The following is a 22,577-nucleotide window of genomic DNA, read 5'->3' as shown; positions in this document are numbered from 1 at the left end:
TTTATTGATAATCTTTTAACAAATCCTTTAATTTCATTAATGCATTCCGCATTTTTGTCTTTACCGTTCCAAGCGGTATTTTTAATTTTTCGGATATTTCATGTTGAGTATATCCCTGATAATAAGAGAGATTAATAAGTTCCTGTTTATCAACCTCTAAACTTTCAAGCACATTGTTAAATCCAATATAATCAGCTGAATTATTGTCTGTTGAAAGCTCTGCAGTATTATATACGAAATCGGGGAGAGGTTGGTTTTTAAGCTCATTCTGGAATCCTTTGGACTTTAAATAATCTATTGCAGTATTTCTTGCAATATTAATTATCCAAGTGTAAAACCTTCCTTTAGTGGCATCATATTGATGAATTGAATTCCAAATTTTAACAAAAACATCCTGAATAACTTCTTCAGTATATTCCTTAGACTGAACAATACGAAGAACAATTCCGTACAGCGCACCAGAATAGTGGTCATACAGATAATGAAACCCATTTTCGTTTTTTTCTTTTAATAAAACGATAAGTTCTTCTTCAGAATAGGTTGTTTTGATAATTTTTATTTTTCTATTCAAATGTAATGAAATAATAAACATATCAAACAAAATCTTAATAATCTTTTATTTCATAAATGATATTAGTAGAATATTTAAAAAATATAAAAAGGCTAATATCAAAAAGAACATTTCAAAATTAAGAACCTCTATTTGGACATATTTTCGATGACGATTTCAAACCAACCGGAAAAGATTCTGTAAGAACTCTATTTGTCTTGATTCTAAACCTAACAACAAATTAAACAACTGATTATCTGATTATTAAAAAACATTTCATCTTTTTTCAATCTAAAATAAAACCAAACTCGTAAATGACATTAAGAACACAAATTAATAATAACTCATTAAAAAACATTACAATGAACACACGGTCAAAAATCACAGTTTTAGCAATGGTAGCATTATCATTTGCATTCAGTGGGAAGGTAACTGCACAGGTGATGAAAGAAAAAACAGTTATGGTAGGAGGAGCTCCTATGTATCCTTCAAAAAATATTATTGAAAATGCTGTAAACTCCAAGGATCATAAAACACTTGTTGCCGCCGTAAAAGCAGCGGGGCTTGTAGAAACTTTGGAAGGAAAAGGACCTTTTACAGTATTGGCACCTACTGATGCTGCCTTTGCAAAGCTACCTAAAGGTACTGTAGAAAATCTGGTAAAGCCAGAAAACAAAGCAATGCTCACAAGTATATTAACCTATCATGTTCTACCCGGAAGATATAATGCTAAAGAAATCTGGGCTGCTGTAAAAGCTGGAAACGGAAAGAGTATGATGAAAACAGTACAGGGTGAAGATCTTACTTTCTGGACAAAAGGAAAAGATCTTTATATAAAAGATGCAAAAGGAAACAATGCTAAGGTGACCATTGCAGATGTGAATCAGTCCAACGGGGTTATTCATGTAATTGATACTGTTCTGATGCCATAGTAAAGTACTTAAAACAGCATATTTTCAGTGTGCTGTTTTTCTTTTATCATTTATCAAACACTTTAAAAAATTAATATTATGAAAAAAACGATTCATGTTTCTAATCAGGGGGCAACTCTTGATACAAGCAGAAGAAACTTTTTAAAACTGAGTGGTGTAGGACTGGCAATCGCAGGGCTCACTATGATTGGCTGTAATGATGATGATGATTTTCAGATGATAAACGACGGTCAAATCTTTGATTTAGGAACAGGAGATGTAGGAGTTTTAAATTATGCCTACGCTCTTGAGCAACTGGAAGCAGACTTCTATACTAAAGTGGTCAATAATTTCTACACCGGAATTTCAAGTATTGAAAAAGAGGTTTTCACAGACCTTTATCATCATGAAGTTATTCACAGAGACTTTTTCAAAGCTGCAATCACAGGTGCTACTCAAAATGTACTTCCTAAACTTGATTTTCAGTATCCTAATGTAAACTTTAATGACAGAAATTCTGTACTCGCCACAGCAAAAGCACTGGAAGATACCGGTGTGGCAGCTTATAATGGTGCCGGAAAATATATTACCAATCCAGCTTATCTCGTCATTGCAGGAAAAATAGTTTCTGTGGAGGCAAGACATGCTTCTGCTATAAGAAATCTCATCAATCCAGGCTCCACTGACTTTTCCGGAGATGATGTGATAGATGCGAATGGTCTGGACCTTGCTAAAGAGCCAAAGGATATCGTAATGGCAGCAGGAGGATTTATAAAAACCCGCTTTACATGGAAAGAAAGAGGTATTAATTAATCATTCACCTTCAAAAACTTATATTATGAATATTCTTAAGATATTAGATAAGCTTTCTCATGATAAATTTTTCACAACGGAAGCATCAAGATTAGAAACCATTACCAATATATCCTTATTTGGAAAAAAAACAGCCGTAGCAGCTGTTCCTCTAGGGTTAGGAGCTTTAATGACTACACCCGCAAAAGCAGAAACAGTAAATACACAAAAAACCACAGGAATGGTCCTTAAAAGTACTTTAACAGATGCCTTACAACTAGCTTTAGTACTTGAATACCTCGAAGATGAATACTATGCCAAAGGATTATCAACATCTGGATTAATTCCCAATACAGACAGACCTGTTTTTATGCAAATCTCCAAACATGAATCTGCTCATGTTAGTTTTCTGAAAAGCACACTTACTTCTCTGGGGGTAACCCCTGGCAACAAACCCACTTTTGATTTTACTGCGAACGGTAACTTTTCCCCATTTACCGATTACAATCAATTTCTTATCCTATCCCAGGCTTTTGAAGATACCGAGGTAAGAGCTTACAAAGGACAGGCTGGAAACGTTATGTCGAATAAAGTTGTCCTTCAGGCAGCATTACAGATTCATTCTGTGGAAGCAAGACATGCTTCACAAGTAAGAAGAATGAGAGCCAATAAAGGCTGGATTGAGCTTGCCGATGGAGGAAATATGCCTTCAGCAACCAATCCTGTTTACGCAGGTGAAGATAATGTGAATCAGGCAGGTTATAATACAGGAAACGCATTCGGAGCAGCAGCAGGATCGGCAGCCTATGATGAAATTTTAACAGGAAGCGATGCACAGACTATTGCATCATTATTTATTGTATAATAATTTTGAATGATAGCAAATATTATCCTTAAAAGGAAATATAGATTTGATAAGAAAAGCATCCTAACTTGGATGCTTTTTAATTGGAAAAATAAAAAAGTCGGTATATAACAGTAAATTAACACCTTACTTCTAAATCGCCTCGATAAGAATACTTGTCTTAAAATTCATTAATGCAACTCTATTGCATTAATGAATTTAATTATTTAGTTTTGCTGAATAATTAAAGTATATGCACATGAAAAAGACCTTCTTTTTTTTGATGGGGAGTTCACTTATGTATTGTCCTTCTCTTCTAAAGGCACAAAAAGTAAACCCTGAAAAAAAAGCTGTTAAAGACATTGAATCTGTAGAGGTAAAAGGAAAACTAAATCATAATCTAGTCAACGTTTCCAGAAAAACGCTGGATTTTATTCAGTCTAATACATTAGGGGAAACTTTAAGTAAAATTCCTGGAATTCAAAATTCCGGCTATGGTCCTAATTCCGGAGCTCCGGTGATCAGAAGCTTAAGTGGAAACAGAGTAAAAGTTCTGGAAAACGGAATGTCAGTCAATGATCTCTCAGGTATAAGCCCTGATTTTAATACTGATATAGAAATGAACAGTGTACAAAGTATCAATATTTACAAAAACTCAGCTGCAGTTTTATTTGGAGGAAAAGCTATTGGAGGAGCTATTGATATTGAAACAGATTATGTACCCAAGCAGCTACCCTCTAAAAATTTAAATCTTCGGGCAGTTCTTGAAGGCGGAAGTAATAGCGGACAAAAGCAGGCATTTTCAGCTAAGGGTACCATTTCTAATAATTGGGTATGGACGGTTGGAGCAGCCAATCAGAAACAAGAAATCGTCAGAATCCCGGGGAAATCTAAAGACAGCAGATGTTTTGATCCGCAATTAGTTGGATTCAATAGTATTTTACAATCGCTTTGCCAGATAGATGTCGACTCGAGAAATGTCCTTAATACCAGCCTTTTCCCGTACATCAGTCAGTTTGCATTGGATCACATGGAAGAGTATGGTCTTTCGGAAGGGGACCTTTATACCTTCAGTGCTACCTATTATAATCCTTCAGACGGTAAATATTATCCTAATCCTAAAAATGACAAATATATTTCCGGACAAGATCCAATAAAAGACCGTTACAGAAGTGAAGTAAACAGCATCAAAGATTATGTTGAGACGAAAGACGGAGCTATTCCTAACAGTCACTCGGAAAGTAATTCATTTTATGTAGGTACAAGTTATATCGGAAAATCATTTTATGCAGGAGGAGCGTATCAAAATTCTTATTCATACTTTGGAGTGCCTGGATATGCTATTTACAAAATACCGGGGCATTCTCATGGAGCTCCTCAACCCAAGATTGAATATCTGCCTATCAACATAAGAAGCCTTTCTCATAAAGCAATGCTTGAAACAGGTTATACATTCAAGAACTTTCCAATTTCCAGTATAAAACTTAATTATATGGGAGTATTTTCTAAAAATGCGGAACTTCTTGAACGTCATCGGGCTAATGAGTTTAGCGTTAATCAACATAATGGACGCTTGGAAATCAATCAAAAAAAATTAAAATTCCTTACAGGTACCACAGGGCTTGAAGTTCAGTACAGAGATATGGAAGGTGAAGGAAATCAAAGATATTTACCCAATACAATCAGCCGTGAAATCGGAGTATTCACTATGCAACACCTTGATTTTAAATTCATTGAATTTGACTTAGGATACCGAAACGATCATGTTCAGCGAAGAGCTGATGATACAGACAAGAAATACATCCGAAGTCGTGGTTTATCTGGTGGACAATTGAGTGATAGAGATTTTACGCTCAATCAGTTTCATGCTGCAGGTCAATGGAATATATTTAAAAAAGGATTTCTGAAAGTACAGTATAATCACTCTGAAAGAGCACCGGAAGTCAATGAACTTTATGCGGGTAACAACCACTTTGCCATACTTACAGAAGAAAACGGAGATGACAGTCTAGAAAAAGAAACCGCAAAAACATTGGAAATTGGTGGCGGAATCAATTTGAAAAACCTCAGATTATCTGCCAATTGGTATCATACTACCTATAAAAACTACATTTACCTTGCTCATACAGGAATTTCCAGAGAAATTTATTTGGTAAAAGAATGGCGTTCTGATGATACCGAAATCAATGGAATGGAAGCAGAAGCAGCTTATAAAGCAGATTTGAATAAGCTAGGGAAGTGGGAGATAGGAGGTTATTATGATCTTGTAAGAAATATAAGCACCGCCGACAGCTCAATAAGAAAATGGAGTGATGGGGATTATATGCCTAATATGCCTACCAGCCGTTTTGGTTTCAGTCTTACCGGAACATTACAAAAACTAAGCATTAATGTAGCTCTGGACCATTATTTAAAGCAAAAATACTTAGGAAAAAATATTAATCCTGAACTTCCGATGCCTGCATTTTCTTTATTGAACGCTCGTGTTTCATACAAGGATAATGTATTTAATTTTGGAGAAATGGAATATTATATAGTAGGAAATAATCTGTTGAATTCAGAGGCAAGGCTTCAAAATTCACAATTAAAATTTTTGAGTCCGCTTCCTGGAATTAATATTTCAGTCGGAGTAAAGGTAACTATTTAATATTCTGAATTTTAAACGCAAACATTTGATCCACTGTTATTGTTATAATAACAGTGGATTTCTTTTGTAATTGATTAAAATATCATGAAAAAAAAATTAAAAAAAATACTCTTAAAATTATAATACGACACGTTCTGTCGCTGTGCAGCTATATCTTTGTTATAGAGATAAGATACAGAACCCCGGGAAGTTACAACCTTATCAAGCCAAATTTTAACCTTTAAATTATTATTTCAAATTATGCAGAAAAAACAACTAGTAACCATTTTCTTTTTTCTATTTTTCATTTCTTATGCGCAAAGTGAATTTATTACATTGTGGAAACCTAACATCAATGGAACCATTGATAATTCGATATCGTTTGGTGGTACCGGAACAGATTATACTATCAGCTGGGAAGAAGTAGGATACCCTCAACATCATGGAGTCCTAAGTTCTATCACCTCTAATAGCAATACTCCAACAATCATTTCTTTTGGTCCATCACTGCATACAAATCCGGTTCAGGCAGCTTACAGATTGAAAGTATCAAATGGCAGCGGATTATTTTATGGGTTTAGGGCGAGTATAAATTATATTGATCCTAATGCCAATCCTGAACTCGTCGAGATCAGTCAATGGGGAGAAACTACTTGGCTTCAGCAATTCAATCAGGGATTTGCAGGCTGTCCTAATCTTAATGTAACTGCTACAGATACGCCTAATCTGTCACAAATAAACAATTTATCACAAATGTTTTATAATTGTTCATCTTTAATTGGTAATAATTCATTTTCTAATTGGAATACAAGCACAATTATTACTATGAATGGTATGTTTGGCAGAGCAACCTTGTTTAATCAAAATATCGGAACCTGGAATACAGCGAAGGTAAAAGATTTTAGTGGCATGTTCTCTTTTGCGTCGGCTTTTAATCAAAATATTTCTGGATGGAATACAGCTTCTGGAAACACATTCACTGCTATGTTTAAAGATGCTGTGGCTTTCAACCAACCATTGAATTCATGGAATACCACCAATGTTACTAATTTTCGTTATACATTTTCTAATGCAACATCCTTTAATCAACCACTTAATAATTGGAATACCGGTAAATCAACATCTTTTGAATATATGTTTGAAAATGCAGTAGCATTCAATCAACCCATAGGAAATTGGAATGTGAGTAAAGTTATTAATAGCACTGGTTTTAATATGTTTAATGGTGCTTCCCATTTTGACCAAGATATTTCTACATGGAATATTCAGCTTCAAAATTTTGATGCAAATTTTATCTCTTTTGGATTTAAAGATTCGGGATTATCATGTAGCAATTATAATAAATTTCTGATTGCTCTCATCAATAATCCTACATGGGCAACGTCAACAATAACAGGAGGAAATATAAATGCAGTGGGACTAAATTATTCTACAACACAAGCTATTATGGCTAGAGCTCAATTAATTAACAAAGGTTTTACTATTACTGGAGATTCTTATAATGCGAGTTGTAATGCCAATTTATCTACAGTAGAAACATCAAAACAAATGAAAACTCCAGCCTTTCCAAATCCTACTACAGGAGTGATTACTATTGAATCTACAACCAATGAAAATGCTTATTTATACGATATTACAGGTAAAATCATTAAAAATATGACTTTAAATAGAGGAAACAACCGTATCGACCTTTCTGAATATCCGTCTGGAAATTATATGTTAAAAAGTAATACAATTTTCACTAAAATTATTAAAAAATAGATTGATTTTTAAACTTTCATTTTTATAAATTCAGCCCCAAAGCCATCGACTTTGGGGCTGAATTTCTTGAAATTTCAATACATTAAATCAAATTTTATAAAATTGTAAAATTTATTTATATTCGTCAGTAAATAACGTTCCTGATTCTAACTTAGCTTCATTTAAAGTTAAAACTCCATGAAAAAAATATTTATATTTCTAACAGTTGCTTTTGCACTACAATCCTGTAAAAATGAAAAACAAAAATCAACTGAAAGCAAAAATACAGAAAATCAAAAAACACAACCGAGCAAAACTTCTGTAAATCAATCATCTCAAAGTATTGAAGGAAAGAAAAATCCAAATGATTTTATCCCGGAAGGCTATGTAATTAATAAATATGGAGGAGGAATTTCAGCGGAAGGCTGGGATGAAATTAAGGGAGACCTGAATAAAGACGGACTTGAAGACGTAATACTAATTATTAAAGGAACAGACAAAAATAAAATTATACAAGACGAAGATCGTGGCGCGTTAGATCGAAACCGAAGAGGGATTATTGTCCTTTTGAATAAAGGAAATTATTATGAACTGGCTTCCAAAAACTACAATTGCTTTTCCTCCGAAAATGAGGATGGCGGTGTATATTTTGCCCCCGAGCTAAATGTAGGTATTGAAAAAGGAAACTTATACATCAATTATGGGCATGGAAGATATGGAAACTGGGGGTATACTTTTAGATATCAAAATGGAGATATGGAGCTTATTGGTTATGATTCTTATTCAAGCAATGGTCCAGTACCACAATATGAAGTGAGTATTAATTTTTTGACAAAAAAGAAGCTCACAAAAGACAATTTAAATAAAAATGATGATGGAGATAATTATGAAGTTAAGTACAAGGATATCTGGGAAACAATCAAGCTCAACAAACTTATGAAACTATCTGAAATAAAGGATTTTGATGATCTTGAGCTTAATTAATATTATAGGGAATCAATAATCTTTAATAGGAGAGTGTACTATTATATATTTTACATTAAGTGCATCTTAAATTTGAACAAAATTAAGGTGAATATTCAAAAAATCATCAAAATAAATTCTATATTAGTCACAAACAAACTTCACAAATGAAATATATATTAATCTTTCTTGGAATTTCTTCATTTTGCTTTTCTCAAAAATTTAGTTTCATTTATGAAACTAAATATAAATTGAACTCAGAAAAACCAGATGACATTAATTCGGGTACTATGATTCTAGACTATAAAAATAATAGTTCAATATTTAGAGAATCACAGGATAAGAAATCCGATTCGATAAAATTAAATAATGGAAACGGAATGTATAAAATGGGTGTTGAAAACCAATTTTATGTAAAGAAAGATTTGAGTCAAAACAAAATAGAAAAAATAATAACATATTTAAGAACAGATTATCTTCTTCCAATAGATGAAAAGTTAAATTGGAAAATTACTCCTGAACAAAAAACAATTGGAAAATATAAATCTCAAAAAGCTGAAACAAATTACGGTGGAAGAAATTGGATTGCATGGTTTACAACTGAACTACCTTTTAGTGATGGACCATACATTTTCAATGGTTTACCAGGTTTAATAATATCGCTTCAAGACACAAACAATGATTATTCCTTCAATTTAGTACAGATAAAAAAAGGAGGAAATTTATTTGATGTAAGAAAAAAGACAATAAAAATTGATTGGGAAAAATATGAAACACTTGCTAAATCATATTTTAATGACCCATATGATGTAAATTCAAAAATAGGGAAAACGATTACATTTACCGACCCGAATGGTAATAAAATGGATATTTCTGTAAAGAGTAAGGAAATGCAAAGTGATATTTTACAAGAGAATAATCCTATAGAATTAAATCATAAAATAGACTACAAATAATAAGCATACGATTTATATAAATAATTAAATATGAATGTTTTAGTCATTGATGTCGAATCTATTCTTATATTCAATTTAACATAATATAAATTATAGGAAAAATAATATTACAGCAGAATAGAGTATTAACCGCTCCAAAATCCGTTATTCACCAAATTTCTCAGCCAAATATCCTACAACAGTTTCTCGGAACTCTTCTTTGGTCATAAACCGATCCAGAAACTCTTCAAAGCTTCCTTCATTTTCAAGCTCATCAAAATATACTTCATGGTCTGTACTGTAAACCGTCGGATTAGATTGATCGATATCTTTCGTACATACAAAAAAATGATCCGGATATCCGTAAGAATAAAATACACAAAGAAAATCCGGCTGAAAAATTCCTACAACTTCCTGTACGTAATTCTCATCAATCAGTCCATCAAATTCTTCCTGATCTTCTGAGTTTTCTTTAAATGGCGTAAAATTCCAATTTCTTACAAAATACTGTCCATACGGAAGCTCATGATCTGAAAAATAATGATCCAGCAAATTCTCGTAGAATTTTTCCTGATTATTGTAATACAGTTTTTTATTTTCCTCATAAAAATGATCAATGCCATAAACATCCCAATCTTTATCATATAAATGATGATTAAAAATGATACTCTGCCAGTTTTCAGTAAAACTTTTCTCAGCATTGACAGTATCTGTAATTCCTCCTAAAGCATTGATTTTACGTATAATATTCTGATTCATTGTGTGAATTATTTATTTTTATGGATTAGCTTTTCGTTCCATAAAGCATCTGTTTTTTCCTCCAGGCTGTATTCATAATAGTTGCCATTTTTATCTTTATGAGACTGAAACAGCTTAATATTATAACTTTTAAAGTTCAGCTTTAGAAACTTAGGAAAATAATCACTTCCAAAGCATATATAACTGTAAAACATACCTTTAAACGATTTGTCATTCGGGTCTTGAATTTCAAAAGTACTCATTCTTCTTACGATTTCCGCAAGTTCATCCTTTGTAATGTCTGTTACCACTTTGGGATCTGGTAAACTGATGTCAAAAGACAGATGCTCAGCCCCATCACCTTCCCACCATTCCCAAAGATTGAACTGAGACATTTCCTTTCCGGTCATCTCTTGTAACTTGTTTTCAAGTTTTTCATATTCTTTAGAGTCTTCATCTCCATGCTCATCGCAATAGTCTGAATATTCCAGGACAAGTCTCAGAACCTCAGGATATCTTTGTGATGCCACATCAAAATCCGGCTCGATCTCTTTTCTTAACTCCATCATTATTAATACATTTATCTATATATTATGTTAAATTCATTTCCGGAAAATAATTTTGATACGATTTCATACCAACCACTCTCCTGCTAATAGGTCTAAAAATACAAAATCTTGCCACATGACAAGCTTCAATTAATTGAAAGAAACTAACTTTATTCAACCAAAAATATAAAAATATGAAACCTAAAATGATTTGGGCAAATCTAGCCGTTTCTGATCTGGAACGTACACAGAAATTTTATACAGAACTTGGATTTAAGCCTAACAATCCACACTCTTCTAATGAGTTAGTAAGTTTTTTCTTCGGAGAAAATGATTTTGTAATCCACTTTTTTCTCAAAAATATATTGGAAACCAATGTGAAAAATGTGGAATTCGGAGATGCACAAAAAAGTAACGAAATAATATTCACCCTTTATGCAGAAAGTAAAGATCAAACTGATGAATGGGCTGAAGAAATTGAAAAATCCGGCGGAACACTTATTTCAAGACCAGAAAGTTTTGGAACTAATTATTATGGCTTTGTCTTTGCAGACCCTCATGGTCATAAATTTAATGTTTTTCATATGTAAAATCTCGGTTGAATATTTAAAATTCAATTTCACCCATAAATCACGCTTATTATCAACAAGATAGCATAGGTTGAGGATTGAAAAACACTCGATTTTTGAGCTTATTTTGGATTTTCAACATTGCCTAAATCACCCATTTCAATTCAGTATATTATTCTAAAAAAAGCTAAAAAGAATTATTTTTTTTCACTCAAAATCATATATTTGCTGCCAAACAAAAAACTGTGAGTAAGTCTATTATATTTGGTGAAATTGAAGGTATTGAAGAAGGATATCATTTTAATAATAGAAAAGAGATGATGCTAACAAGCTTCCATAGAAATTGGGGAACTGGAATTGATGGAAATGCAAAAGAAGGTACTGCTGCTATTGTTCTTTCTGGGGGATATGAAGACGACTTAGATTTTGGAGAAGAAATTGTTTATACAGGTGCAGGTGGTAATGATAGTAATACAGGTAAGCAAATAAAAGATCAGATATGGGAGAAAGGAAATGCAGGACTTATTAAAAGCATGGACCAGGGATTACCTGTAAGAGTTGTTCGTGGTTCCACACATAAGTCTGAATTTTCACCTCAAAAAGGTTATTCTTATGCTGGATTATATAGTGTTGTTGATGCTTGGGAAGAGATTGGTAAAAGTGGGTTTAAAATTTGTAGATTCCGTTTAGAATATTCTGGTAATAATTATTCTAAAAAAAATGTGCAGCAAATTGAATTAGACTATTCTGAAAGAACAAAAAAGAGAATAGAAAGCACTGTTTTAAGGATCATACGAGATACAAAAGTTGCCTGGCAAATAAAAAAAATATATGACTTCAAATGCCAAGTTTGTCAGATTTCTATTCCAACCAAATTAGGTTATTATATTGAAGGTGCTCACATCAAACCATTAGGTCAACCTCATAATGGAGATGATAATCCGGATAATCTTATTTGTCTTTGCCCCAATCATCATATCATGTTTGATAAAGGAGTATTTTCTATTACCAATAATTTACAATTAATTGGTTGCTTAGAAGGAGAATTAACGGTTAAGGATATTCATAAGTTAAATCTTTCTAATCTACAATATCACCGTAAAACTCATGGTTTTGAATAAAAATTTAGCCTTTCAAAAGTATTTTGAAAGGCTCCTTTATTTTATTAAGCTACAATTTACTCAATAAACTGTAATATATCATTTATTCATCCCCAAGCTATTATACACCTGCACCTGCCAGATTCCCACAACCTCTTTCAGCATAACGAATGTAAATGCGGCATTATAACTATTCGGAAACCAGGTGATCTCAGTATCAATAAAATCTGATGCTTTCGGAATAGGTTTTAACCCAAATGTCTGAAACAGAGCAACAGATCTTTTCATATGAAATCCTGAAGTCACCAAATATACACTGGAAGGAGCAATCTTATTTAATATCTGACTGGAATATTTCGCATTCTGATAGGTATTCATGCTTTGATCTTCCTTAATAATATCAGAATCCGGTACACCCATACTTTTAAAATTCTTACTGAATAATTCAGCTTCACTTATATATCCTCTTCCTTTTCCGGAAATCAGTATTTTACAAGGTTGATTATTTTTCCTGTATTCATGATACAATTGGTAGGCTTCCACAATTCTGGAATAAGACATGGTGTGCAATTTCTCTGTATTATCAATATTTACACTTCCGCCACCCAGAACTACAATAATAGGATTCTGATCAGTTGAATTCTTCATTTCAGAACTATTGATATAATTTTTCTGTAGATATCCGGAGATCAATTTACCCAGAAATCCATTTCCTATAAGAATAATCACTAAAACTACCGATGTGAAAATTCCTATTCTCAGATTTTTACCTTTATTTTTTCTTTTCAGCAGAGCAATAATAATTACCGCAAGAAATAGTAAAAAATAAGGTTCTGTAAAAAGCTGTAAAACACGAAATAAGAGATCTAGTAAAAATTTCTTCTATGATAGTAATTGATTAATTAATGCAAAGAAAACATTGGATTTACAAAGATAAGGTAATTTCACAACTACTCTTTTTTCACGACATTTTTCTGAGCCATTAAGAATATATTAAGTTGTTAAAATTATTAAGGAAAATATCTTAGAATTTTTTAAGAGAAAGACTTCATTCAAATTGATTTGAATCCTAACTTTACTTAAACCATTAACACATCTTAATGATTTTGAAGCTTTTGAATAAAAAGCAATAAAAATAAGATAGAATTTTAAATAAAAAGATAAACCTCTAGACTTATAATAAAAAGTTTCGGCGACCTCCGGTCGCCGAAACTCTATTCACTCCCCTTCATCAGACAAGTTCACTTGTCCGTCCTTAGCTCCCTAAAAATCTGCAGCCATCATCATAAAACTTTGCGTTAAAAAATTCTCCCGCGGATCACACAGATGACGCAGATTTTTTTGCCACGAATGCACGAATAAAAAGGATTTATTGATTTTAATCTATCTACAGATTATATCTTAAGAAGTTTAGAAAAGAGATTTCTTTTTTATCATAACAGAATCTTGTAAAATATCTTATTCGTGCATTCGTGGCAAGTAATATTTTTTCCGTAATCCACAGTTTTGTTTACCCTTCTTCATAATTCATCTCCTTTTCTAAAATAATCTGATTCCTCCGAACCGTCACCAGCACTTTATCTCCCGGTTCAAAACCACTCTCCAGCAACCACTTCCCTGCCAGCCGGATTTCCGGGAAGAAAACCAGCCTTCTATATGCTCTTCCAAATGCTTTATGGGAAACCGTAAGGTTCCTAATGGACACAATCTTATATTTGCCCCGAATAACTATTTCTCTCATCTTGTTGTTTTTCAACAAAGCAAGAAATATCTGTTGGGCTATACCAGTTATTGAAAGGATATTTTATACTGAAAAGCACCTATTTTAGGAGATAATTTATTTTAAGAAAGGACTTTATTCTTATCTTTTAAAACTTTATATTTGTTATTATGAGTTACACAGATATGCAAAATAAAAAAATACATCAGGGTAGAAATATAAAACGTTTCCGTGAAATGCTGGGCATCAAACAGGAAGCCTTAGCTTTTGAATTGGGTGATGACTGGAACCAGAAGAAAGTTTCTCTTTTAGAACAGAAAGAAACCGTAGAATCTGATATTCTGGCGCAGGTAGCAAAGATTTTGAAAGTACCAGCAGAAGCGATTGAGAACTTTGATGAGGAATCAGCAATTAATATTATAGCAAATACTTTCCACGATAGTGCTGTTGCAAATACGTTTACTGATGGAGGACAAGCAAACTTCCACTGTACTTTCAATCCTCTTGATAAAATGGTAGAGCTTTATGAGCGTATGCTGGAGCAGCAAAAGGAAATGATTGAGAAATTGGAGAGATTGATTGAAAAATAAAATAATCAAAATATGACTGATTATTCAGAGTTAATAGAACTTATTGAATTTGAAAATGAAAATTCATCTTTAGATTTTAAAGCTATACAATATAAGAAAGATTTAAACGAAGCTTTCCTAAAAGATATTATCTCTTTAGCTAATTCTTTAACTAAAAATAATAGATTCATAATTATTGGAGTAAAACATTCCGCAAATGGAGAAAGAGAACTTCTTGGTATTAATGATGATTTCATCGATGATGCAACTTATCAGCAATTAGTAGAAAGTAATATTGAACCTAGCATAGGATTTAAATATTTTCCTTTTAAACATAAAGAAAAACTTTTTGGAATTTTTCATATAACGGAATGTTCAAACCCTCCTTATATGATGAAAAAAAACAATGGAAAATTAAAACTCGGAGAATCATTTGTTCGAAAAGGCTCTTCTCAAAATAGACTCACAAGAAAAGATATTGATATATATACTATTCAAAGAAAAGTTGATATTTCAAATGATATAAGTATTTCATTTAGTGAGAAAGACTTTATTACTGATTTGCAAGTTAAAAGAAAAGAATTCGAATTTCCGTCTACTCTGATAAAGAAAAAAATAGAATCAATCATATTAAAGAAAGAAAGTCTAAACTCTCCTTTAAATGATTTTACGATACATCCTATTAATCCATTCAGTTTTATACCTTATGAGAATAGAAGTCTGGAAGAATTAAGATTAAATCTCAATACTGTAAGCCAGGATTATTCGAATAATGACAAATATTATTTTTATGAGGAAAATGCCTACAAAATAAATTTTTATATACACAATGGAAGTACAGAATTCTTAGACAATGTATCAATTAAAATAACAGCACAAAAGACAGAACAGTTTATAATAAGGGAACATATATATGTCAAACCAAAAAAAAGTACCCCTTTAGTAAAGAGTGAGCCAAGAGCAGCAACCTGGGAAGAATTAAAATATCCATCTGTAGAACTTAAAGATGATGAGTATATCATATATAGTGAATTAGATCATGTTAAACATCATCTTCCAACTGAAGTTTTATCAGTACCTCTGCGAATCGCAGCATTTTCTAAACAAAAAACTTCAATAAAGTTTCATATTAAAGTTTTTGCTAAAAACTTAGAAAAGCCTATAACTAAGGTTTTACAATTAATTATTCCTGAACAACTTTAATTTTTTTTATTTTTTTAAATTAAGAAGCAAAAACTTGCGTAGCTAAATAACTACACATATATTTGTAGTCAAATAACTACACAATGAATTTAAGAAGAGATGTATTTCAGGCAATCGCAGACCCTACCAGAAGATCTATATTGATTCTGGTGGCTGCACAATCTATGACTGCAGGAGCCATTGCTTCCAATTTCGATACCGCAAGACCTACCGTTTCAAAACATCTTCAAATCCTTACAGAATGCGAACTGCTGAGATCGGAACAGAATGGTCGTGAAATTACTTACCACCTTAATCCCAATAAAATGAAAGAAATAGCCGATTTTATAGAGCCATTCCGCAAAATGTGGGATGAGAAATTCAATAAGCTTGAAGATGTGATGAAAGCATACCAGAACTTGAAAAAAGAGTAATAAGAGATAAAAGATGAGAGATGGATAGATAATAGACTTTAAATAATAGCGATTGCCACCCACTCTAATACTCCCAAACACCAAAACCCTCAAACTCAAAATATGGAACTTAAAACAAAAATCCACGCAGAAGACGGAAAACAGGAAATCTTCATCATCAGAGAATTTGATCTTCCTGTAGAACTGCTTTTCAAAGCCTATACAGAAGCTGAACTTTTCGAACAATGGATGGGCACCAAAGTCACCAAGTTTGAAAATAAGCAACACGGAAGTTACCGTTTCGAAACTTTAAATCCTCAGGGAGAAATCATGTTCAGTGCCAATGGAACTATTCACGACATTGTTCAGAATGAGAAAATTATAAGAACTTTCCAGATGGAAAACACCCCTTTTCCGCCTCAGATCGAGTTTTTAGAATTTGAAAAACTAACGGATACCACCAGTAAAATCACCATTCAAACGATCTATAAGTCTGTAGATTTCAGAGATCAGCACCTGAAAATGCCATTTGCTCAGGGAATTAATATAGCGCATAATCGTTTGCAGGAAATGTTTAAAGAGACGAAAAGATAATAGACGAAGAGATGAGAGACACGGATGTTACAATTTAAGTGGAGAATGTCAATAGTGAATTTTGCTTTACAAGTGAAAGGATAATCACTTTAAACTTCTATGGCACTCTCACTCTAAAAACCTTAAACCTAATCACATGAATCCAAAAGTTAATTTTTTCTTCGAGAATTCCACACAATGGAAAGAAGAATTTGAAAAATTAAGAACAATTGCTCTAAGTACCGAACTGGTAGAAGATGTAAAATGGGGCTGTCCCTGTTATACCTTTGAAGGGAAAAATATTTTCTTAATTCACGGATTTAAAGAATATTGTGCGCTTTTATTTTTTAAAGGAGCATTGATGAAAGATCCTGACCATATTTTAATCCAGCAAAGTAAAAATGTGCAGGCGGCAAGGCAGGTTCGCTTTACGGATGTACAACAGATTATTGACTTAGAAAAAGAGCTTAAAGCTTATATGTTTGAAGCTGTAGAAATTGAAGAATCAGGTGTAAAAGTTGAAATGAAGAAAACCAAAGACTTCGAAATATCTGAAGAATTTCAACAAAAATTAAACGAAAATTTTGAACTGAAAAAAGCATTTGAAAGCTTAACCCAAGGGAGACAACGCGCTTACCTACTCTATTTTTCTTCCGCAAAACAATCCAAAACAAGAGAATCAAGAATTGAAAAATGCATTCCTCAAATTCTTGATGGAAAAGGACTTAATGACTAATCACAAAACTTAATCAATATGGAAACTTCAAATCAATCTGAAAAAAGAAAAAGAATCATTTATTGGATCTTTACACTTTGGATGTCATTAGGCATGGTTTCTACAGCCATCGTTCAACTAATGAAAAATAAAGATGAACTTACCAACTTTACCAACCTTGGATATCCGGCATATCTTATGTACATCATTGGTATCTGGAAAATTCTGGGCGTAATTGCTATACTGATCCCAAAACATCTATTATTGAAAGAATGGGCGTATGCAGGATTCTTCTTCGTGATGTCCGGAGCCGTTATTTCACATCTAATTGTGGGTGATGCTGTCGGAAGAACTCTCCCTGCAGTATTATTGTTTGTTCTTGTTCTGATTTCCTGGTATTTCAGACCTGCCAACAGAAAAATTTCCATTCAACCTTAGTAACTTTATCCTAAAATCAATCACTTAAAAATTTGATATGAAAAATAAGCAATTAACACCTGAGCAAAGCAAGAGTCTTTTAGAAGTTCTTAAAACCCGTTTCGAAAAAAACATGAATCGTCATAAAGACCTGAAATGGGAAAACATACAGGCTAAACTGGAAGCAACCCCCAAAAAGCTATGGTCATTAAATGAAATGGAAGAAACAGAAGGCGAACCCGACGTAGTAGATTATGATAAAAAAACAGATGAATATTTCTTCTTCGACTGTTCCCCTGAAAGCCCAAAACGCCGCAGCTTATGCTATGATTACCCTGCATGGGAATCCCGAAAAGCCAACAAACCGGAAAGTAATGCCGTTGATAAAGCCAATGAAATGGGCATTGAACTTTTAACTGAAGAACAATATCGCTATCTACAACAACTCGGAAAGTTTGACCAAAAAACATCTAGTTGGGTACAAACACCGGCTTCCATACGAGAACTTGGTGGGGCTGTTTTCTGCGACAGACGTTACAATACCGTCTTTTTTTATCATAACGGTGCAGATTCTTATTATGCAGCGAGAGGATTTCGTGGAAGTTTGAGGGTTTGAGAGTATTAAAAAAAGATTACTTCATCAAGTTATTGAACCAAAAAGAGTATATTCAAAATTTGAATATACTCTCTAAAAACTTAGAAAAAAAGTAATAACAGAACTACTTTTTACTGTAAAACGCAAATTATTTTATACTAAAAACATACGCTTCCATTTTGCTACGGAATTTCTGCTCAATTTAAAATGATTTGCTAATTGGGTATTATTTAATTTGTGTTTTTTTTGATATTCCAGCATCTCCAAAATTGTCTTTTCATCATAGGACTTATGCTTTTGATTTTCAGCAGAATTCTTATCAAATAACAAATTGTTAATTTTTAGAATATCAGATAACGAAAGTGTATCTTTAGATAAAAAACATTTTACAAATTCCTTCTTCTCCGGGCATTTTACTGCTATAAAATCACTGTAAATTCTTTTATAGTCAGGTTGGCAGACTACTTTTTGTATTTTCTTATCCATTTGCTTAAAGTAGTTTTAGGAATTCTGTATTCATTAATTATTTCTAAAGTGGTTTTCTTTTCAGTGTCTATGAGTTCTAATATATAATTAATAATTTCCTTTGTATATAAGCTTTTCCTAAACTGAGGCATCTCTTTTTTATCATTTTTATTATTTACCCTCGCCACCGGAGCATATAAAATCAAATGATTGGAATAAAGTCTAAAAAAATCATATTCAAGCAATTTAGACCATCTTAAGAGGGTATCTGTATCTAATGTTTTCGCTGTGTACATTTCCAGAACCTCTTTTTCTGTTACCTTAAGAAATTTACATATCCGGTTTATATCTATGTCTTCTTCCTGTACTCTCTTATATAACAAATCTCCAATATGGATCTCTTTTAAATTTTCCATTTTATATTATCTATAAAGAAGTCAGTAATGAGAAGACAGTAAATATAAGTTTCATACTGAAAGCCTATTACTAATTGCGTTGGATTAATATATTTCTTAGTCTGGGCAAGCTTGTGTAGAAATACAGTGCCAAGCCATAGAGGTATCTCCTTCCTTAAGCGTGTACATCTTCATGCATTTATTGGTCATATCATATACCAGCATTCCCTCAATAAAATTAGCAACAGGTATTCCTACAGGATTTCCAGAAATATTAAAATCGACCCTGTTAGGAACAAATCCTTTGGTCTTGGATTCAAGAGCTATCCATCCTCCTTTTCTAATCATTGGCCAATTATCAGGATGTCCAGCACCCGCTCTTCCTAATGATGTAATACCAAAATTAGTGTTTAGAGCAGGATTTCCCGTTGTAGCCATCACACTTGGTTTATAACAGGCTGTACACTGGTTAAAAGTAATAACTACTTCATCCATGCTTGTACATGTTCCGGTAGTAACTTTCCAAGAAAATTTATAAACTCCAAATACAGACAAGCCCGTTACAGCAGTATTATACAATAATGGATTTACGATAATTGGATCTGTGGCTCCAGCTGGTTTTGATGTAAGTTCCCACTGTCCGGTGCTTGTTACTCCCGGATCATTACCAGCCAATGACATTGTGGTGTTACAAGAAACCGCTTTGTCACTTCCGGCATTAGAATTAATCTGCTTTGATACGAATATGGAAAATGTACTTTCAAGAGATGCTCCTGAGCATTCATATTCTTTTTCTAAGAAACGAGGATCTGTTCCTGGACCTGGTACAGCTTTTATTTTAAATACATACTCCCCCTGTTTATCCAGATTACTTATTACAGTTGAAGTACTGGTAAGTGTTCTAAAATTGCTAGCTTCGTACGTAGGCACTGCTGCTCCGGCAGGCTTAGAAACAAGAGTGAAATCGTATCGACCATTAAAATCTTGGAAATAACTACTGTTAACGATTCCTTTATATACCTCAGGCAGAGGAATTGTTGCGGTTACTACGCCCGACCCAGGATAACACGTTGTCGTATTGGGTACTGATACATTTGAGCGATTACCGTCAGAAATATGAATATAATAAGCTTGTGTTGTATTACAAGTCCCGTTTTGGGTATTTATACTAATTGCATAAGTGCCTACCTGCCATCCTCCAGCAGGTGGAGTTGCTACTATATTCCTATTCATTGTCCCCGCTCCATTTAAAGTTAAAATAGGAGCTCCTCCCAGTGGTGTAATCCTTATATTACTAATATTTGTTATAACAGATGCAGGATCTGCAGGATCAATCTTAAAATAAACGTTGATAGGCGTTGTTTTTCCAACATAATTACAGTATACAGCTCCGGCACTCCCCCCTGAACTGTATACCGCCATCTGTTCGGGGTACGAAGAATCAAGGAAGTCCACATTTTTAGGCGATATACCATTATATGTATAAGAAACCTGAGGGGTTGTATAAGTTCCATTCGCATTTGTGACTGTTACTGTAAATGTATAAGTTCCTATCGCATTTACCCCATTGAAATATATTGCCCCTTCAAGTAATGACAAGAAAGAAATATTACCTCCCGCAGGTTGACTTATTACATTCAAACTTACAGTAGTTCCAAATGCAGGATTACCTGAAGAACCTGGTGATGTAGTTGAAAATACGGGCGAGGTACCATCTAAATATATGTAACGATCATTGCTTGCTGACTGATAGCAAAAGTCATTTATCGCTGGAATACTTATTTGTGGATTGGGAATGAATCTGACAATAGCATCATCTTCGTACCAACAGTTTGGATTATTAATAGAAGTAATCCTTAATACGGCACGATAAGCAGGATCAGTATCATGATTTGCCTTCTTTGTTAAAATAAGGGAAGGATTTGCTGTTGTATTATTTGACATTATAGCATTCTGCGTACTAATAATACCATAATTTTCATAATTAATAATACTATAATAGGTCCATGATGCCGTGTAGCCGGATGGGATAACTCCTGCTAAAGTAGCTGTACCCGTTAAAGCCGATACATTTGTGATATCTGGTCCTGCCGTAAAAGTAGATACCTCTCCCGGAGCGGTTATAGTTACTTGTGATTTTACTGTTCCTGTTGTACAAGATTGAGAAATTTCAAAAACATAGTTTCCCGGCGAAGTCATCCCAGTTACATTGGGTGTATAGGTATTTGCTCCATTGATTATAGGATTTGGTGCTCCTGCTGGCTTTGATACCACCGTCCAGACGGGTGTACTATTTCCGCTTCCTGCAACACTGCCCTGTAAAGTATATGAGGTACCGCAAATTGTTGCATTTCCGCCGGCATTGATACTACAGTCTTGGGCAAAAATCATTATATTACCCCAGGTGAGTAATATAAAAACAAATAAGTTCTTATTTTTCATCGTTTTTATTATAAAATTTTGAGATTATTCAATATTTATGGTTTCCAGAAAGACCACATTTTTCCGTTATAAACGGCAAGCTGTTTTTTTACAGTATCATATACCATCATCCCGGGAGCCGGATCTATAATATTAAGATGTGGGCTTGTGACTTTTGGAAGTATCATAGCTTTATCTAAAGCTTCCAATACAAAAATCCCATTAGTAGCGCCAGGTTTTCCAATGGTAGTTTTAGCGTTAGTATTTTCTGTTTTATCAGTCCCTTGAACAGATAAGTTTACAGTACCAATGGTAGCCATTGTTCCGTCATCTTCACTAAGATTCACCCATTGTCCGTTATCTTTCAGATATTTTACTTTATAATCTGTTGTGTCGTAAATAATGGTACCTTCTTGAAGGATACTACTTTTATTTTCTACATAGGGTAAGATCAATCCTCTGTTCTCATCGTTGGCAAACTCTATTGATACTGAGGTGTTAGAAACAGTCTGTTTCCCAATTGCTACCTGTGACTTTACAGCTACTGCTGTAAATAGTGTAATTGTCGTAATTAAACTTTTCTTCATTAGTGAGTATATTTATTATTAATGTATGGGTATTGTACGCTGCATATAGTGTGTATACTGCAATTCATCTTGAATCATTTGTGTAATTAGAATCTTCGTAAAACAGTGTTTAGAATTACAGTAAGTTTTTTTCGTACCAGAAACGCTCTACTTAAGGTCTTCATTGTTTTTAAAAAGTCGAGAAGAAAAAACTCGCTTTCTGTCGGATG

Annotated in this window: 25 protein-coding genes; 16 read left to right on the top strand and 9 right to left on the bottom strand. The window is 33.2% G+C overall.

Annotation, left to right across the window (positions count from 1 at the left end):
* Nucleotide 1 precedes the first annotated feature (1 nt).
* Nucleotides 2–571 carry an RNA polymerase sigma factor gene (locus BW983_RS05060; RefSeq protein ID WP_228408959.1) on the bottom strand — a complete coding sequence of 190 codons (570 nt, stop codon included), beginning with the start codon at nt 569–571 and terminating at the stop codon, nt 2–4.
* Nucleotides 572–912: 341 nt separating this feature from the next.
* On the opposite strand from BW983_RS05060, the gene BW983_RS05055 reads away from it, so the two are divergent.
* The 7 genes from BW983_RS05055 to BW983_RS05025 all read left to right on the top strand — a co-directional run bounded on the left by BW983_RS05055 (nt 913) and on the right by BW983_RS05025 (nt 9,382).
* Nucleotides 913–1,482 (top strand): fasciclin domain-containing protein, encoded by a 570-nt coding sequence (locus BW983_RS05055; protein WP_076550861.1) that lies wholly within the window; start codon nt 913–915, stop codon nt 1,480–1,482.
* Nucleotides 1,483–1,560: 78 nt separating this feature from the next.
* A complete protein-coding gene (locus tag BW983_RS05050; protein WP_076550377.1) occupies nt 1,561–2,274 on the top strand; it encodes a ferritin-like domain-containing protein in 714 nt (237 codons plus the stop codon).
* A gap of 25 nt (nt 2,275–2,299) precedes the next feature.
* A complete protein-coding gene (locus BW983_RS05045; RefSeq protein ID WP_076550376.1) occupies nt 2,300–3,118 on the top strand; it encodes a ferritin-like domain-containing protein in 819 nt (272 codons plus the stop codon).
* Between the two features lie 238 nt (nt 3,119–3,356).
* Nucleotides 3,357–5,744, top strand: coding sequence for a TonB-dependent receptor (locus BW983_RS05040; RefSeq protein WP_076550374.1), 2,388 nt, complete (start codon nt 3,357–3,359; stop codon nt 5,742–5,744).
* 240 nt (nt 5,745–5,984) lie between these two features.
* Nucleotides 5,985–7,484: a BspA family leucine-rich repeat surface protein gene (locus BW983_RS05035; RefSeq protein WP_076550373.1), complete on the top strand. Its 1,500-nt coding sequence runs from the start codon at nt 5,985–5,987 to the stop codon at nt 7,482–7,484.
* A gap of 177 nt (nt 7,485–7,661) precedes the next feature.
* Nucleotides 7,662–8,447 carry a hypothetical protein gene (locus BW983_RS05030; RefSeq protein WP_076550371.1) on the top strand — a complete coding sequence of 262 codons (786 nt, stop codon included), beginning with the start codon at nt 7,662–7,664 and terminating at the stop codon, nt 8,445–8,447.
* A gap of 146 nt (nt 8,448–8,593) precedes the next feature.
* Nucleotides 8,594–9,382 carry a GLPGLI family protein gene (locus BW983_RS05025; protein ID WP_076550370.1) on the top strand — a complete coding sequence of 263 codons (789 nt, stop codon included), beginning with the start codon at nt 8,594–8,596 and terminating at the stop codon, nt 9,380–9,382.
* A gap of 144 nt (nt 9,383–9,526) precedes the next feature.
* Here the strand turns inward: BW983_RS05025 and BW983_RS05020 are convergent, their stop codons facing one another.
* On the bottom strand, nt 9,527–10,120 hold the full coding sequence (locus BW983_RS05020) for a hypothetical protein (protein ID WP_076550368.1): 594 nt from the start codon (nt 10,118–10,120) through the stop codon (nt 9,527–9,529).
* A gap of 8 nt (nt 10,121–10,128) precedes the next feature.
* Entirely contained in the window at nt 10,129–10,668 is a 540-nt protein-coding gene (locus BW983_RS05015) for a hypothetical protein (RefSeq protein WP_228408958.1), read from the bottom strand.
* A 173-nt stretch (nt 10,669–10,841) separates the two neighbouring features.
* Between BW983_RS05015 and BW983_RS05010 the strand changes: the two genes are divergently transcribed.
* Together BW983_RS05010 and BW983_RS05005 are read left to right on the top strand one after the other, a co-directional pair.
* The gene (locus BW983_RS05010; RefSeq protein ID WP_076550366.1) at nt 10,842–11,237 is read left to right on the top strand and encodes a VOC family protein; all 396 of its coding nucleotides are present in this window, start codon (nt 10,842–10,844) and stop codon (nt 11,235–11,237) included.
* A gap of 224 nt (nt 11,238–11,461) precedes the next feature.
* Nucleotides 11,462–12,337: a YDG/SRA domain-containing protein gene (locus BW983_RS05005; RefSeq protein ID WP_228408957.1), complete on the top strand. Its 876-nt coding sequence runs from the start codon at nt 11,462–11,464 to the stop codon at nt 12,335–12,337.
* A 78-nt stretch (nt 12,338–12,415) separates the two neighbouring features.
* On the opposite strand, the gene BW983_RS05000 is transcribed toward BW983_RS05005, so the two are convergent.
* Nucleotides 12,416–12,964 carry a YdcF family protein gene (locus BW983_RS05000; protein ID WP_228408956.1) on the bottom strand — a complete coding sequence of 183 codons (549 nt, stop codon included), beginning with the start codon at nt 12,962–12,964 and terminating at the stop codon, nt 12,416–12,418.
* A gap of 862 nt (nt 12,965–13,826) precedes the next feature.
* Nucleotides 13,827–14,021 (bottom strand): SymE family type I addiction module toxin, encoded by a 195-nt coding sequence (locus BW983_RS04995; RefSeq protein WP_228408955.1) that lies wholly within the window; start codon nt 14,019–14,021, stop codon nt 13,827–13,829.
* Nucleotides 14,022–14,206: 185 nt separating this feature from the next.
* On the opposite strand from BW983_RS04995, the gene BW983_RS04990 reads away from it, so the two are divergent.
* The 7 genes from BW983_RS04990 (at nt 14,207) to BW983_RS04960 (ending at nt 18,521) form a co-directional block, all read left to right on the top strand.
* A complete protein-coding gene (locus tag BW983_RS04990; RefSeq protein WP_076550362.1) occupies nt 14,207–14,626 on the top strand; it encodes a helix-turn-helix transcriptional regulator in 420 nt (139 codons plus the stop codon).
* Nucleotides 14,627–14,638: 12 nt separating this feature from the next.
* A complete protein-coding gene (locus BW983_RS04985; protein ID WP_076550360.1) occupies nt 14,639–15,808 on the top strand; it encodes an AlbA family DNA-binding domain-containing protein in 1,170 nt (389 codons plus the stop codon).
* Nucleotides 15,809–15,891: 83 nt separating this feature from the next.
* Nucleotides 15,892–16,221, top strand: a complete 330-nt coding sequence (locus BW983_RS04980; protein WP_076550358.1) for an ArsR/SmtB family transcription factor — start codon at nt 15,892–15,894, stop codon at nt 16,219–16,221.
* A gap of 102 nt (nt 16,222–16,323) precedes the next feature.
* Nucleotides 16,324–16,794 (top strand): SRPBCC family protein, encoded by a 471-nt coding sequence (locus BW983_RS04975; protein ID WP_076550356.1) that lies wholly within the window; start codon nt 16,324–16,326, stop codon nt 16,792–16,794.
* 136 nt (nt 16,795–16,930) lie between these two features.
* On the top strand, nt 16,931–17,509 hold the full coding sequence (locus BW983_RS04970; protein WP_076550354.1) for a YdeI/OmpD-associated family protein: 579 nt from the start codon (nt 16,931–16,933) through the stop codon (nt 17,507–17,509).
* An 18-nt stretch (nt 17,510–17,527) separates the two neighbouring features.
* Complete coding sequence (locus BW983_RS04965) at nt 17,528–17,926, top strand: DoxX family protein (protein ID WP_076550353.1); 399 nt, start codon at nt 17,528–17,530, stop codon at nt 17,924–17,926.
* 37 nt (nt 17,927–17,963) lie between these two features.
* On the top strand, nt 17,964–18,521 hold the full coding sequence (locus tag BW983_RS04960) for a DUF4256 domain-containing protein (RefSeq protein WP_076550351.1): 558 nt from the start codon (nt 17,964–17,966) through the stop codon (nt 18,519–18,521).
* 132 nt (nt 18,522–18,653) lie between these two features.
* Here the strand turns inward: BW983_RS04960 and BW983_RS04955 are convergent, their stop codons facing one another.
* The 4 genes from BW983_RS04955 to BW983_RS04940 all read right to left on the bottom strand — a co-directional run bounded on the left by BW983_RS04955 (nt 18,654) and on the right by BW983_RS04940 (nt 22,368).
* A complete protein-coding gene (locus BW983_RS04955) occupies nt 18,654–18,986 on the bottom strand; it encodes a transposase (protein ID WP_076550350.1) in 333 nt (110 codons plus the stop codon).
* The gene (locus BW983_RS04950) at nt 18,962–19,381 is read right to left on the bottom strand and encodes a transposase (RefSeq protein ID WP_076550348.1); all 420 of its coding nucleotides are present in this window, start codon (nt 19,379–19,381) and stop codon (nt 18,962–18,964) included. Before BW983_RS04950 ends, BW983_RS04955 begins: the two co-directional genes overlap by 25 nt.
* Nucleotides 19,382–19,477: 96 nt before the next feature.
* Nucleotides 19,478–21,802, bottom strand: a complete 2,325-nt coding sequence (locus BW983_RS04945; protein WP_139329222.1) for a hypothetical protein — start codon at nt 21,800–21,802, stop codon at nt 19,478–19,480.
* A gap of 35 nt (nt 21,803–21,837) precedes the next feature.
* Complete coding sequence (locus BW983_RS04940) at nt 21,838–22,368, bottom strand: hypothetical protein (RefSeq protein ID WP_076550344.1); 531 nt, start codon at nt 22,366–22,368, stop codon at nt 21,838–21,840.
* Nucleotides 22,369–22,577 lie beyond the last annotated feature (209 nt).

It is taken from the genome of Chryseobacterium ureilyticum, assembly GCF_900156735.1.
In the GTDB taxonomy this organism is placed as follows: Bacteria; Bacteroidota; Bacteroidia; order Flavobacteriales; family Weeksellaceae; genus Chryseobacterium; species Chryseobacterium ureilyticum.
The sequence above is the reverse complement of the archived record's forward strand: the minus strand, read 5'-3'. Positions and strand labels throughout refer to the sequence as shown.

Bases quoted from the DNA above. Each gene is read 5' to 3' on its own strand.
- BW983_RS04940 (WP_076550344.1), bottom strand. From the start codon at position 22,368: ATGAAGAAAAGTTTAATTACGACAATTACACTATTTACAGCAGTAGCT.
- BW983_RS04945 (WP_139329222.1), bottom strand. From the start codon at position 21,802: ATGAAAAATAAGAACTTATTTGTTTTTATATTACTCACCTGGGGTAAT.
- BW983_RS05040 (WP_076550374.1), top strand. From the start codon at position 3,357: ATGAAAAAGACCTTCTTTTTTTTGATGGGGAGTTCACTTATGTATTGT.
- BW983_RS04965 (WP_076550353.1), top strand. From the start codon at position 17,528: ATGGAAACTTCAAATCAATCTGAAAAAAGAAAAAGAATCATTTATTGG.
- BW983_RS04990 (WP_076550362.1), top strand. From the start codon at position 14,207: ATGAGTTACACAGATATGCAAAATAAAAAAATACATCAGGGTAGAAAT.
- BW983_RS04955 (WP_076550350.1), bottom strand. From the start codon at position 18,986: ATGGATAAGAAAATACAAAAAGTAGTCTGCCAACCTGACTATAAAAGA.
- BW983_RS04960 (WP_076550351.1), top strand. From the start codon at position 17,964: ATGAAAAATAAGCAATTAACACCTGAGCAAAGCAAGAGTCTTTTAGAA.
- BW983_RS05035 (WP_076550373.1), top strand. From the start codon at position 5,985: ATGCAGAAAAAACAACTAGTAACCATTTTCTTTTTTCTATTTTTCATT.
- BW983_RS05000 (WP_228408956.1), bottom strand. From the start codon at position 12,964: ATGAAGAATTCAACTGATCAGAATCCTATTATTGTAGTTCTGGGTGGC.
- BW983_RS04980 (WP_076550358.1), top strand. From the start codon at position 15,892: ATGAATTTAAGAAGAGATGTATTTCAGGCAATCGCAGACCCTACCAGA.
- BW983_RS05010 (WP_076550366.1), top strand. From the start codon at position 10,842: ATGAAACCTAAAATGATTTGGGCAAATCTAGCCGTTTCTGATCTGGAA.
- BW983_RS04985 (WP_076550360.1), top strand. From the start codon at position 14,639: ATGACTGATTATTCAGAGTTAATAGAACTTATTGAATTTGAAAATGAA.
- BW983_RS04970 (WP_076550354.1), top strand. From the start codon at position 16,931: ATGAATCCAAAAGTTAATTTTTTCTTCGAGAATTCCACACAATGGAAA.
- BW983_RS05015 (WP_228408958.1), bottom strand. From the start codon at position 10,668: ATGATGGAGTTAAGAAAAGAGATCGAGCCGGATTTTGATGTGGCATCA.
- BW983_RS04950 (WP_076550348.1), bottom strand. From the start codon at position 19,381: ATGGAAAATTTAAAAGAGATCCATATTGGAGATTTGTTATATAAGAGA.
- BW983_RS05050 (WP_076550377.1), top strand. From the start codon at position 1,561: ATGAAAAAAACGATTCATGTTTCTAATCAGGGGGCAACTCTTGATACA.
- BW983_RS05020 (WP_076550368.1), bottom strand. From the start codon at position 10,120: ATGAATCAGAATATTATACGTAAAATCAATGCTTTAGGAGGAATTACA.
- BW983_RS05030 (WP_076550371.1), top strand. From the start codon at position 7,662: ATGAAAAAAATATTTATATTTCTAACAGTTGCTTTTGCACTACAATCC.
- BW983_RS04975 (WP_076550356.1), top strand. From the start codon at position 16,324: ATGGAACTTAAAACAAAAATCCACGCAGAAGACGGAAAACAGGAAATC.
- BW983_RS05045 (WP_076550376.1), top strand. From the start codon at position 2,300: ATGAATATTCTTAAGATATTAGATAAGCTTTCTCATGATAAATTTTTC.
- BW983_RS05025 (WP_076550370.1), top strand. From the start codon at position 8,594: ATGAAATATATATTAATCTTTCTTGGAATTTCTTCATTTTGCTTTTCT.
- BW983_RS05055 (WP_076550861.1), top strand. From the start codon at position 913: ATGAACACACGGTCAAAAATCACAGTTTTAGCAATGGTAGCATTATCA.